We start from the raw sequence: 12,143 nt of genomic DNA on the forward strand, positions 1-12,143 counted from the left end.
GCGGGCCCTTCGGCGGGCTCAGATACCCAGGCTGTTCAGACGTCGTAGTCGACGACCACGCGGTCGCTGGTCGGGTGGGACTGGCAGGTGAGCACGAAGCCGCGCTCGAGCTCGTCGGGTTCCAGGGCGTAGTTCTCGGTCATGGTCACGCTGCCCTCAACGACCCGCGCCCGACAGGTGCCGCACACACCGCCCGCGCAGGCGAACGGGGCATCGGGCCGCACGCGCAGCGCGGCGTTCAACACCGACTCGTGCGCGTCGACCGGGCTCTCCACCGTCGACGACACGCCGTCGAGCGTGACCTCGATGCGCACGGTCTTCTGCCCTGCGCGCACCTCCACCGGCCTGGCAGCACGAGCGGGCTCGTCGCCGGTCGTGAACAGCTCGAAGCGGATGTGCGAGCGATCGACGCCGAGATCGGCGAGCACCTCGCGGCACAGGTCGACCAGGGCCAACGGCCCGCACAGGAACCACTCGTCGACGGTCGACGGCAGGATCAGCGTGCCGAGGATCGTCCGCAGCTTCTCCTCGTCGATCCGACCGGACAGCACGGGGGCCGTGCGCTGCTCGCGCGAGAGCACGTGGTGCAGCACGAGTCGCGTGGGGTAGCGGTCCTTGAGATCGGCGAGGTCCTCGAGGAACATCACGTCGAGCGTCGCCCTGTTCGTGTAGAGCAGCGTGAACCGCGAGGTCTCGGACCGCGTCAGCACCGTGTGCGCCAGCGCCATCAGCGGTGTGATGCCGGAGCCTGCCGCGATGCCGACGATGTGCCGGTGGTCGAGGTCGTCGAGTGCCGAGGTGAACGTGCCCTGGGGGCTCATCACGTCGATCTCGAATCCGGCGTGCAGCCCGGTCTGCGCCCACGTGGAGAACAGCCCGCCTTCGTCGCGCTTCACGGCCACGCTCAGGCGCGTGTCACTGCCGTCGACGCGGTGCTCGGGCGCGCGGCATAGCGAGTACGAGCGCCGCACCTCGACGCCGTCGAGCGTGGTGCGCAGGGCGACGTACTGACCGGGAAGGTGGTCGTACTCGTCGGCCAGTGCGGCCGGCACCGTGAACGTGACCTCGACGGCGTCGTCGGTGAGGGGTCGCACGTCCTCGACGGTGAGGGTATGGAAGCGGGCACGTTTTCGCGGCGCGGCATCGCGGGGCGTGGTCGCGCGAGCGACGGCGGCCGGCGCAGAGGAGAAGAGCGACATGTCAGTGCACCTTGAAGTGATCGAAGGGCTCGAGGCACGCGCGGCACTCGAACAGAGCCTTGCAGGAGGTCGAGCCGAATCGCGAGACCTCGTGGGTATCGAGGGATCCGCAGCGCGGGCAGCGCACGCTCAGCGCCACGCGGATGGGTCCGGCGCCCCTCGACGAGCTCAGAGACCCCACGGCAGCACGACCCGAGGGTGGTGCGATGCCGTACTCGGCGAGTTTGGTCTTGCCGGCATCCGTCATCCAGTCCGTCGTCCAGGCGGGGGAGAGCACGAGGCGCACGTCGACCTCGTCGTATCCGGCAGCGGTGAGCGCGAGGATGACGTCGTCGCGGATCGTGTCCATCGCGGGGCATCCGCTGTAGGTCGGGGTGATGTCGACCTGCACGCGCGAGCCGTCGACCGTGACAGCCCGCAGCACGCCGAGGTCCTCGATCGTGAGCACGGGCACTTCGGGGTCGGGCACGGCAGCGGCGATGCGCCAGGCATCCTGTGTCGGCGTCGTGTCGGGGGTGCGCATCGAGGTCACCATGTCGCCCCCGGATGCCGTCGGGCGAGCACCTGCATCTCGGCGAGGATGTGGCCGAGCGGGGTGGCGTGTGCGCCGTGACGGCCACCGGCGGACGAAGCGGCGACCGCGGGCACCGTCAGCTCGGCTTCGCCGAAGACCGTGTCGACGACCGCGTCGAAGCCCGGGCGCAGACTCGACGGTCGCACCGCGGCGCCGCCGAGGCGTTCGATCAGTTCGTCGTCGCGGAACAGCTCATCCACGTACGGCCAGACGTCGGTGTTCGCGCGGATGATCCGGGCCCGTGACTCCGCGGTGCCTCCGGCCAGGCGCAGCATCCACTGCACGGCGTGGTCGCGGTGGTAGTCGACCTCTTTGAGCGACTTCTCGGCGATCGCCGCGAAGGTCTCGTCACTGCTCGTCCGCAACGCGGAGTACAGCTCGAACATGTAGGTCGCGACCACGAACTGCCGCGCGATGGTCTGGGCGAAGTCGCCGTTCGGCTGCTGCACGATCCACGCGCAGCGGAACTCCGGCTCATCGCGGAAGAAGGCCAGATCGTCTTCGCTACGGCCATCGAACGAGCCGGCGTAGTGCAGGAACGAGCGGGCATGACCGAGAAGGTCGAGGGCGATGTTGCCCAGCGCGACGTCCTCCTCCAGCTCGGGCGCCCGCGAGATCCATTCGCCCAGCTGCTGCGACAGGATCAGCGCATCGTCGCCGAGGCGCAGCGCGTACTCGGCGATGTCGGCGGATGCGGCGACGGCGCCGGTACCGGACAGCTCCTGAGACAGCTGGAGCTCATCGACCGAGACATCGCCGTGCACGTCGGCATCCGGGATGGGTCCCTGAGCTTGTCGAAGGGTCACAGGTGCGGCACCCCCTCGGACGCCGTGTAGTACACGGCGTGACGGTAGTTCTTGCCGGCGGGGCTCTCGAAGTACGCGCCCTTGGCATCGGGGTCGCTCGTGGTGATGGCATCCGCGGGGGCGACCCAGATCGAGACGCCCTCACCGCGACGCGTGTAGAGGTCGCGCGCGTTGCGGATCGCCATCTCGGCGTCCGGCGCGTGCAGCGACCCGACGTGCACATGGCTCAGACCACGGTTCGCGCGCACGAAGACCTCCCACAGCGGCCACGGTTCGCGCTGGTCGGCGCCCGGGGTCGCCATCACGCCACCGCCCCTTCGACAGGCCCTTCGACAGGCTCAGGACAGGCCCCAGGGGCCCAGGGGCGGGCCTGCTTGCGGGCATACTCGGCCGCGGCCTCGCGCACCCACGCGCCCTCCTCGTGCGCCGTGCGGCGGCGCTCCAGGCGCTCGGCGTTGCAGGGGCCGTTGCCGCGCAGCACCTCGAAGAACTCGTCCCAGTCGATCTCGCCGATCACGTACTGACCGGTCTCGTCGTCGAACCGCAGATCGGGATCGGGCAGCGTGACCCCGAGGATCTCGGCCTGCGGCACCAGCATCCCGACGAAACGCTGGCGCAGGTCGTCGTTCGAGAAGCGCTTGATCTTCCACTTCATCGACTGCGCGGAGTTCGGCGACTGCTCATCCGGCGGTCCGAACATCGCCAGGCTCGGCCAGTACCAGCGGTTCACGGCATCCTGTGCCATCTGCCGCTGCTCCTCGGAGCCCTGCATGAGGCTGAGCAGGATCTCGAACCCCTGGCGCTGGTGGAACGACTCCTCCTTGCACACCCGCACCATCGCGCGGCCGTACGGCCCGTACGACGCCCGGCACAGCGGCACCTGGTTGACGATCGCGGCGCCGTCGACGAGCCAGCCGATCGCACCCATGTCGGCCCAGGTCGGGGTGGGGTAGTTGAAGATCGAGGAGTACTTGGCCTTGCCGCTGATGAGCTGGTCCATCATCTCGTCGCGGGTGATGCCAAGGGTCTGTGCGGCGGAGTAGAGGTAGAGCCCGTGGCCGGCCTCGTCCTGCACCTTCGCCATCAGGATCGCCTTGCGCTTGAGGCTGGGTGCGCGCGTGATCCAGTTGCCTTCCGGCTGCATCCCGATGATCTCGGAGTGCGCGTGCTGGGAGATCTGGCGGATCAGAGTCTTGCGGTACGCGTCGGGCATCCAGTCGCGGGGCTCGATGCGCTGTTCATTCGCGATGAGCTCGTCGAACATGCGCTCCTCGTCGGAGATCTCGCCCGACACGAGGCTGAGGTCTGCGGGGCTGGTCATCATCGACTCCTCGTCTCCGATCTTTACTGACCGGTCGTTGGGTAATTCTGACATGACGATGCGCGACATGCAAGGCGGGTCGGTCAACGCGAGCGGGAGACCAGCTCGAGCAGGGCCCTACCGTAGGCCTCGGACGGATCTGGATGCTCGAACCGGAGCGTCTCGCCGGCGAGCTCGATCTCCACCAGGAACGTGTCGGTCAACCGGGACAGGCGGCGGAAGGTCCCGCGCAGGAGATCGCGAAGCTGATCCTCCCGCGGCAGCCAGACGGCATCGGCGAGTGTGACCGCGTCGAGCGCCCACTCGGTGGTTCCGTTGAACGCCAGGTCGGTCCCGCTCGGCGTCTGCCGTGCCTCGATGGTCATCGCGCTGACCGTGAATACGTCGGCCTCGGCGTCGAGTTCGATCTCCTCCGGCAGGTCGAGCTGGAACCGATCGCCGTCGGCCGGATGCCACACGAGACCCGCATCACGCAGGGCGACGGCGAGTTCTCGGGTGATCACAGCTCCACGCTAGACGACCACGTGTGCGCGAGGGCCCCGTCAGGCATGTCGGTGGAGTGATGCATGTCGGTAGGGGTGAGGCAGAGTGTGGGCATGGCCTCCACTGCTCCGTCCGACACCCGCGAGGGCGACACCCGAGGAGCCGCACTCGCCGCGCTGCGCGAACTCGTCGGTCGTCCCGATGCCGATTTCCATGACGGGCAGTACGAGGCGATCGAGGCGCTGGTCGCCGGGAGGCGCCGGGCGCTCGTGGTGCAGCGCACCGGATGGGGCAAGTCGGCGGTGTACTTCGTCGCCACCCTGCTGCTGCGGCGCCAGGGGGCTGGGCCTACCGTGCTGGTCTCGCCGCTGCTGGCGCTCATGCGCGACCAGATCTCGGCGGCCGAACGCGCCGGCGTACGCGCGGTCGCGATCAACTCCACGAACGCCCATGACTGGAGCGATGTGCTGGCGCGCCTCGATCGCGACGAGGTCGACGTGCTGCTGGTCTCTCCCGAGCGCCTGAACAACCCGTCCTTCCGTGAGGAACAGCTGCCGGCGCTCGTCCGCCGCATCGGCATGCTGGTCGTCGACGAGGCGCACTGCATCAGCGACTGGGGCCACGACTTCCGTCCCGACTACCGGCGGCTGCGCGACCTGATCGCGCAGATGCCGGCCGATGTGCCGGTGCTCGCGACGACGGCGACCGCGAACAGCCGCGTCGTGGCCGATGTCGCGGAGCAACTGGACAGCCTGCACGGTGGCGGCGGGGCAGGAGCGGCCGAGGTGCTCACGATCCGCGGCCCGCTCGCCCGTACCTCGCTGCGTCTGGGTGTGCTGCGGCTGCGCGACTCGGCGAGTCGGCTCGCCTGGTTGCTCAGTCATCTCGACGACCTGCCCGGCTCCGGCATCATCTACACGCTGACCGTCGCTGCCGCCGTCGACACCGCGAGGTTGCTCCGCGAGCACGGCCACGATGTCCGTGCCTACACGGGGCAGACCGACACCGACGAGCGCGCCGAGTCCGAGGGGATGCTGAAGCGCAACGAGGTCAAGGCGCTCGTCGCGACCAGCGCCCTCGGCATGGGGTTCGACAAGCCCGATCTCGGGTTCGTGCTGCACCTGGGCGCACCGTCGTCTCCCGTCGCCTACTACCAGCAGGTCGGACGCGCCGGCCGTGCCAGCGAGAGCGCCGACGTGCTGCTCCTCCCCGGCGTGGAGGATCGCGACATCTGGCACTACTTCGCGACCGCGTCGATGCCAGACCGGGAGCGTGCCGAGCGAGTCATCGCCGCGCTCGGCGACGCCCCGATCTCGACACCGGCGCTCGAAGCCATGGTCGACATCCGGCGCACACCGCTCGAGTTGCTGCTGAAGGTGCTCGACGTCGACGGCGCCGTGCGAAGGGTGCAGGGCGGGTGGGTCGCCACGGGCGAGCCCTGGGTCTACGACGCCGAGCGCTACGAGCGCATCGCGGCCGAGCGCGTCGCCGAGCAGCAGCACATGCTCGACTACGAGCAGACCGAGGGGTGCCGGATGGAGTTCCTGCAACGCTCACTCGACGACGAGACCGCGGCGCCGTGCGGTCGCTGCGACAACTGCGCCGGCGGATGGTTCCCCCGCGAGATCGGTGCGGCGGCGACCACCCAGGCGTCGGAGTCGCTCGACCGGGTCGGTGTGCCGATCGAGCCGCGTCGGGCCTGGCCGACCGGTGCCGATCGCCTCGACGTGCCGGTGCGTGGTCGTATCGCGCCCGACGAGCAGGCGGGCGAGGGCAGAGCGCTCGCCCGCCTCACGGACCTCGGTTGGGGAGGCGCGCTGCGCGAGATCTTCGCGGCGGGCACTCCGGATGCCCCGGTGTCGCCGCAACTGCTCGCCGCCTGCGTCCGCGTGCTCGCCGGGTGGAAGTGGGAACAGCGCCCTGTGGCCGTGATCGCGATGCCGTCGCGATCGCATCCGCAGCTCGTGGACTCGCTCGCCCGCGGTCTCGCCGAGGTAGGGCGGCTGCCGTACCTCGGCGCGCTCGAACCCACGGGTGGCGGCCCGAGCGGTCAGCCCGGCGGCAACAGCGTGTTCCGACTCGCGGGCCTCTGGGATCGACTGAGTGCAGAGCACCTCGACGTTCCTCCGGGACCCGTGCTGCTCATCGACGACCTGGTCGACAGCCGGTGGACCGTGACGGTCGCGGCACGCACGCTCCGTCGGGCGGGCGCGACCGAGGTGCTGCCCTTCACCCTCGCTCTGCGCGGCTGAAGGGCAGCACCGCCGCAGGTCAGAGCAGACCGCGCAGCTGCGCAGCTTCCTTCATATTGCTACGGAACGAGCCGAGCGTCGCCAAGGTATACATGCCATCGATCTCGTCGGCGGCCCAGAGATCGTGGATGCGACGAAGGTCGGCGATTCGTGACTTCCATCCGATTCCATCGATCACGGCCATGACGAATTGGTTCGGCTTTCGGATCGCGGCCATCTCCTGAATCTCGCGCACTGCGTCGGTCAACTTCGAGCCGGTCGAGTCGAAGCCTTTTGCTGCCACAACAATCTTGGCGTCGGTCGTGTCCGGGACGACGAGATCGCACGGCGCGGTCGAGCCGTTTCGACCCGTGAACCGGGTTCGCGTTTGGTACGGCAACCCTAGACTCTCGGCGATCGCCTCAATCTCGTCTTCAACCTTCCGCCCGGACACGCCCGCCCGGGTAGCAGTAGCGCGTGTGCCCGCGCGAGCGATAAGGATGTCCCCGAAGTCGTAGGTCTTCAACCGCTGAGTCTCTAGGGCCGCAATCAGGTCGAACTCCGTGTCGAACCAGTCGACGAGCTCAGGGCCACGGGTGCGTGCGAGAGTTGTCCAACCGCTGGAGTCGAAGCGGTTGCGTAGAACGTTCTTCAGTCGCTCCCTGCTGAGCCCTACCGTCAGGCCAAGAACGGGCACCCACGTCGGGTGCGCCTCAATCCATGCGGTGATTGCTTCGGCACTCAGCTCATCGGCTGGAATCTCGCTCAAGGAGCGTGAAGCAAGCTTTATGGCCGCAGACTCGGCGGTTACCGCCGTTGGATCTACGTGCGGCGTCAACTGGCCGAGAGAAAGCACGTACTCCTCGAACGACGGGACGGGGGCCGGCATCAGTCACGTCCGACGAAGATGTACTCGGACGCTGACCGCCTGGTAGCAGCAGCGTGCGTGCCGAAGGAATACTTGTGATCGATTGCTTGCACCTCGACATGCGGCTTGACCTCGCGCAGGAGTTCGGTGATGCGCTCAGGTCCGGGCAGCGCGTTGGAACCGTAGCTCATGACTATTGCACCCGCGTCGGAGAATTTCTCGAAGGTGCGCATGAGCGCATCCTCGACGGTTCTCTTGTAGGCGAATGGGGTAAACCTCTTTGCGATCTTCTGCGTCTTGGTGTGGGCCATGATCTCCACTCCACGCCAATAGACGCTGAGTCCTTCGAGGAAGTGGTATCGCTTCATGTAGTCCGTGTCGTCACGCGGCGGGGCGTATGGCGGATCGAGGTACGCGATGTCCGGAGTTTGGACATCGAGCTCGAACACGTCTCCGGTCACTGCGCGGTTCGAGGTACCCATGTCGAAGACCGTGGCGTTGTACTCGGCGACTCGTTCGCGAAAGTGCTCGGCCATTGAGAGCTGAAGATCGCGCCGTCCATCCACATAGCGAGTGCCGACGTATGAGAAAACCCCTCTGGGCTGCTTGCGCGCCGCGGAGAGAATCAGCGCGGAGATCGCGATATCCCTTTGGTACCCATCGAGCAGATCGATGTGTGACCAGGCCGAGTCGAGGAAATTCAGGTCCTCGCGATTGAAGAAGATGCCCGAAAAGGTTCGCTGAATGAAGTCTCGATCATCCGCTGCGGGGCCACAGATCTTGTCGACGAGGTCGAGGCCGAGTCGCTGCTGTGAGTTCTCCGTCGTCGCACGCGCCACCGTCGAAGAAAACGCCATGAAGTCGTTGGAAGTAGTGCTGAAGCCCTGTGCCTTAAGGAGATAGCTCACAACACCGGACCCGGAGAAAGCATCGACCGCGGTTGCGCCACCCACTGCGGCAAACGTTCTCTCGAGATGGGGCAGCAAAGCCCACTTCGATCCCATGTATCGCATGCGTGGGTACTGCTGGGCGCGAGCAAGAACGTCTGCCGTCGTCGCGTTTCGCCTGGTCGGCCGCCGGCCTGAGTCCGTCAGAGCAAAGGCGGTGGAGACTGTACGGGTCGGCATGGGTACAGTTTGCCAGCCCCCTCGGACACTCGAGTGGCGGCGCGCTCGTCATCGAACCACATCGGCTTTCCGGTGTCGCACGGTTCCCTCACCGCCTGCGTCCGCACGATCGCTCTGCGCGGCTGAGGTACTCCGGGACCTCAGCGCAGGTCGTAGACGCGCTTGTACTTGCCCTCGCTGCGCGGCAGGGCTCCCGGTTCCTCCAGGTGCACGTCGACGGTCGTGCCGATGTGCACCTTGATGCGCTGCTGCAGCACGGCGGCCGCAGCCTCGCACACGGAGCGGTCGAGCTGCGGATGCCGTTCGATGCGCACGGTCATCGAGTCCATCCGGCCCTCGCGGCGCAGCTCCAGCACGAAGTGAGGCGTCAGCGTCTCGATCCCCATCACGAGCTCCTCGATCTGCGTCGGGAACAGGTTCACTCCGCGGAGGATGATCATGTCATCGTTGCGCCCCGTGATCTTCTCGATCCGCCGCGCGGCCGGGAAGGTCGTACCGGGGAGAAGGCGGGTGAGGTCGCGTGTGCGGTAGCGGATCACGGGGAACGCCTCCTTCGTGAGCGAGGTGAAGACGAGCTCCCCGAGTTCGCCGTCGCCCACGGGATCACCCGAGTCGGCGTCGATCGTCTCCGGGAGGAAGTGGTCCTCCCACACGTGCGGGCCGTCCGTGGTGAGCACGCTCTCGCTCGCCACACCCGGCCCCATCACCTCGCTGAGCCCGTAGATGTCGACCGCGTCGAGGTCCATCCGTCGCTCGATCTCGCGGCGCATCTCGTTCGTCCAGGGTTCTGCGCCGAGCACCGCGATGCGCAGCGAGGTCGAGCGCGGGTCCACGCCCGCCTCCTCCAGGGCATCGGCGATCGTCAGCAGATAGCTCGGGGTGCACAGGATCGCATCCGGCTCGAAGTCGCAGATCATCTGCACCTGGCGCGCGGTCTGTCCGCCCGACATCGGGATCACGGTCGCGCCGAGCCGTTCGATCCCCGCGTGCGCGCCGAGACCTCCCGTGAACAGGCCGTAGCCGTAGGCGTTGTGCACGCGCATGCCCGGACGGATGCCGGCGGCGTGGAGCGAACGGGCGACGAGGTCGGCCCAGCGGTCGAGGTCCCCCTGCGTGTAGGCCACGACGGTCGGTCGTCCGGTGGTGCCCGATGACGCGTGCACGCGCCGCACATCCTCCATCGGAACCGCGACCATGCCGAACGGATACGTCTCGCGCAGATCCGCCTTGGTCGTGAAGGGCAACAGGCGGATATCGTTGAGCGTGCGGATGTCGTCGGGGGTGACGCCGTGCTCCGTGAAGCGACGGTGGTAGTGCGGCACGTTCTCGTACGCGTGGCGCACGGTCCACTGCAGGCGGCGGAGCTGGAGCTCTTCGAGTTCCGGACGCGAGTGCAGCACGGATTCGCCGGCACCGGTCAGCAGTTCGATCGTCGTCATCGTGACTCCTTCATCACTTCTCCCGGCCCGCGGCGGTGCGGGCACAGGACCGTTCATCGTCATCTCATCAATCCCTCAGCGGCCCCGGTCCGCGGCGTGCGTACGAGCCTGTGCGCCACGCGCACGATGGCCTGATTCCGACGCCGGCGCTCTGTACGCATCGCCGACGGCGCTCCTAGGCTCCGAACAACCGGACAGAGCGGTCCGCGGAATGAGGAGGATGCTGTGACCACGACAACGACGATCCTGGAAGCCGTCGGCGTGCCCGAGAGCGTGGGCCGCGCGATCCCGGATGCCGCCACGAGAGAGACCATCGGCTACGCGCCGGTCCACACGGTCGCCGACCTGGACGACGCGGTCGCGGCTGCGCGTGCGGCGCAGCCGGCCTGGGCGGCGCTCGGTCATGCGGAGCGCAGCCGCATCCTGAACGCGATCGCGGACGACATCGAGGCGAACAGCGAGGAACTCGCGGTGCTGCTGTCGCGGGAGCAGGGGAAGCCGCTGAACGGACCCAACGCCCGCTTCGAGGTGGGCGCGTGCGCACTCTGGACCCGCACGGCCGCCGACACCCCGATCGAACCGGAGGTCGTGTTCGAGGCGGGGGAGTCCCGTGCCGAGGTGCACTACGACCCTCTGGGCGTGGTCGGCGCGATCGGGCCCTGGAACTGGCCCATGATGATCACCGTCTGGCAGATCGCCCCCTCGCTGCGGATGGGCAACACCGTGGTGGTGAAGCCCAGCGAGTACACGCCGCTGTCGGTGCTCGCGCTCGCCGAGATCTACAACCGGCACCTGCCGGAGGGTGTGCTCGCCGTGATATCGGGCGATCGCGAGGTCGGAGCGGCCATCGCGGCGCATCCCGATCTCGACAAGATCATGTTCACCGGCTCGACGGCCACCGGCCGCCGCATCGTCGAGGCCTCGGCCGGGAGCCTCGCGCGGCTCACGCTCGAACTCGGTGGCAACGACGCGGGGATCATCCTGCCCGGCACCGACATCGACGCCATCGCCGAGAACCTGTTCTGGGGCATCTTCATCAACACCGGCCAGACCTGTGCCGCGCTCAAGCGCCTCTACGTGCACGAGTCGCAGTACGAGCAGGTCGTCGACACGCTCGCCCGGCTGGCGCGCACCATGCCGCTCGGCAACGGCCTCGACGAGGGCAATGTGCTGGGACCGCTGCAGAACGAGAAGCAGTTCGACATCGTCAGCGCACTCGTCGACGACGCCAGGGCGAACGGCGCACGCATCGTCGCGGGTGGCGCCGCGGCCCCCGAGCACGGTCCGCTGTTCTATCAGACCACGGTGGTCGCCGACATCTCCGACGGTGCGCGCCTGGTCGACGAGGAGCAGTTCGGCCCGGTCATCCCGGTCATCCGCTACTCGGACGTCGACGATGCCGTGCGTCGGGCCAACGCCTCCACGCAGGGGCTCGGCGGATCGGTGTGGTCCCAGGACGTCGACACCGCGACCGAGGTCGCCCGGCGGGTGCAGGCCGGCACCGTGTGGATCAACCAGCACGGCGCGATCAACCCGCACGTGCCGTTCGGCGGCATCAAGGCGTCGGGCTACGGGCAGGAGTTCGGAGTCGCAGGGCTGAAGGCGGTGTCGGCGCCGAAGGTCATCCAGCGCTGAGGAGCGGAGGCGCGAGAGGGCGGAGGGATCACTCCCTCCACCCTCTCGCTGCACCCGCGCGATCCGCACAGGATCACTCCGCGGGGCGACGGTCCGTCGTGAGCGAGCGGCCGCGCACCTCGGCGACCACGTCGCCCGCGTCATCCGTGACCGTGATGTCGTAGACCCCGGTGCGGCCGACGACCGTGCGGCGGCGGGCGTGCGCGGTCAGGCGCTGTCCCGCGGTCGTCGACTTCACGAACACGATGTCGGCGCCGGCGGCGACCGTGACCCGTTCGTCTTCGTTGCAGGCGATCGCGAAGGCCGTGTCGGCGAGCGTGAACACCAAGCCGCCGTGCGTGATGGCGTGGCCGTTGAGCATGTCGTCGCGCACCTCCATCGAGACGACGGCCTCGCCGGGCTCGTCCTTCTCGACGGTCATGCCGAGCAGCGCAGAGGCGCGGTCCCGCTGCATCATCGG

At 68.1% G+C, this 12,143-nt stretch carries 12 protein-coding genes; 2 read left to right on the forward strand and 10 right to left on the reverse strand.

The features are described from left to right. Positions 1 to 35 precede the first annotated feature (35 nt). The 6 genes from paaE to MRBLWO12_RS02180 form a co-directional block, all read right to left on the reverse strand. Positions 36 to 1,199: a 1,2-phenylacetyl-CoA epoxidase subunit PaaE gene (paaE, locus tag MRBLWO12_RS02155; protein WP_363552242.1), complete on the reverse strand. Its 1,164-nt coding sequence runs from the start codon at positions 1,197 to 1,199 to the stop codon at positions 36 to 38. A 1-nt stretch (position 1,200) separates the two neighbouring features. After that, positions 1,201 to 1,722, reverse strand: coding sequence for a 1,2-phenylacetyl-CoA epoxidase subunit PaaD (gene paaD / locus MRBLWO12_RS02160; protein WP_363552244.1), 522 nt, complete (start codon positions 1,720 to 1,722; stop codon positions 1,201 to 1,203). A 5-nt stretch (positions 1,723 to 1,727) separates the two neighbouring features. Then, positions 1,728 to 2,579 (reverse strand): 1,2-phenylacetyl-CoA epoxidase subunit PaaC, encoded by an 852-nt coding sequence (gene paaC, locus MRBLWO12_RS02165; RefSeq protein ID WP_363552245.1) that lies wholly within the window; start codon positions 2,577 to 2,579, stop codon positions 1,728 to 1,730. Next, positions 2,576 to 2,881 (reverse strand): 1,2-phenylacetyl-CoA epoxidase subunit PaaB, encoded by a 306-nt coding sequence (gene paaB, locus MRBLWO12_RS02170; protein ID WP_363558493.1) that lies wholly within the window; start codon positions 2,879 to 2,881, stop codon positions 2,576 to 2,578. Before paaB ends, paaC begins: the two co-directional genes overlap by 4 nt. After that, positions 2,881 to 3,900 carry a 1,2-phenylacetyl-CoA epoxidase subunit PaaA gene (gene paaA, locus MRBLWO12_RS02175; protein WP_363552246.1) on the reverse strand — a complete coding sequence of 340 codons (1,020 nt, stop codon included), beginning with the start codon at positions 3,898 to 3,900 and terminating at the stop codon, positions 2,881 to 2,883. Before paaA ends, paaB begins: the two co-directional genes overlap by 1 nt. An 83-nt stretch (positions 3,901 to 3,983) precedes the next feature. Further along, positions 3,984 to 4,403 carry a pilus assembly protein CpaE gene (locus MRBLWO12_RS02180; protein WP_363552247.1) on the reverse strand — a complete coding sequence of 140 codons (420 nt, stop codon included), beginning with the start codon at positions 4,401 to 4,403 and terminating at the stop codon, positions 3,984 to 3,986. Between the two features lie 93 nt (positions 4,404 to 4,496). On the opposite strand from MRBLWO12_RS02180, the gene MRBLWO12_RS02185 reads away from it, so the two are divergent. Beyond that, positions 4,497 to 6,635, forward strand: coding sequence for a RecQ family ATP-dependent DNA helicase (locus MRBLWO12_RS02185; protein WP_363552249.1), 2,139 nt, complete (start codon positions 4,497 to 4,499; stop codon positions 6,633 to 6,635). 19 nt (positions 6,636 to 6,654) lie between these two features. Here MRBLWO12_RS02185 and MRBLWO12_RS02190 read toward each other — a convergent pair whose 3' ends face one another. From MRBLWO12_RS02190 to MRBLWO12_RS02200, 3 genes are all read right to left on the reverse strand, one after another. Next, positions 6,655 to 7,503, reverse strand: coding sequence for a hypothetical protein (locus MRBLWO12_RS02190; protein WP_363552251.1), 849 nt, complete (start codon positions 7,501 to 7,503; stop codon positions 6,655 to 6,657). Next, on the reverse strand, positions 7,503 to 8,609 hold the full coding sequence (locus tag MRBLWO12_RS02195) for a DNA adenine methylase (RefSeq protein WP_363552253.1): 1,107 nt from the start codon (positions 8,607 to 8,609) through the stop codon (positions 7,503 to 7,505). Before MRBLWO12_RS02195 ends, MRBLWO12_RS02190 begins: the two co-directional genes overlap by 1 nt. 140 nt (positions 8,610 to 8,749) lie before the next feature. Further along, a complete protein-coding gene (locus MRBLWO12_RS02200) occupies positions 8,750 to 10,048 on the reverse strand; it encodes an AMP-binding protein (protein ID WP_363552255.1) in 1,299 nt (432 codons plus the stop codon). A 225-nt stretch (positions 10,049 to 10,273) separates the two neighbouring features. On the opposite strand from MRBLWO12_RS02200, the gene MRBLWO12_RS02205 reads away from it, so the two are divergent. Further along, the gene (locus MRBLWO12_RS02205; protein WP_363552257.1) at positions 10,274 to 11,683 is read left to right on the forward strand and encodes an aldehyde dehydrogenase family protein; all 1,410 of its coding nucleotides are present in this window, start codon (positions 10,274 to 10,276) and stop codon (positions 11,681 to 11,683) included. Positions 11,684 to 11,756: 73 nt separating this feature from the next. On the opposite strand, the gene paaI is transcribed toward MRBLWO12_RS02205, so the two are convergent. Beyond that, positions 11,757 to 12,140 (reverse strand): hydroxyphenylacetyl-CoA thioesterase PaaI, encoded by a 384-nt coding sequence (paaI, locus tag MRBLWO12_RS02210; RefSeq protein WP_363552259.1) that lies wholly within the window; start codon positions 12,138 to 12,140, stop codon positions 11,757 to 11,759. Between the last annotated feature and the right edge of the window lie 3 nt (positions 12,141 to 12,143).

Source organism: Microbacterium sp. LWO12-1.2 (assembly GCF_040675875.1).
Taxonomy (GTDB): domain Bacteria; phylum Actinomycetota; class Actinomycetes; order Actinomycetales; family Microbacteriaceae; genus Microbacterium.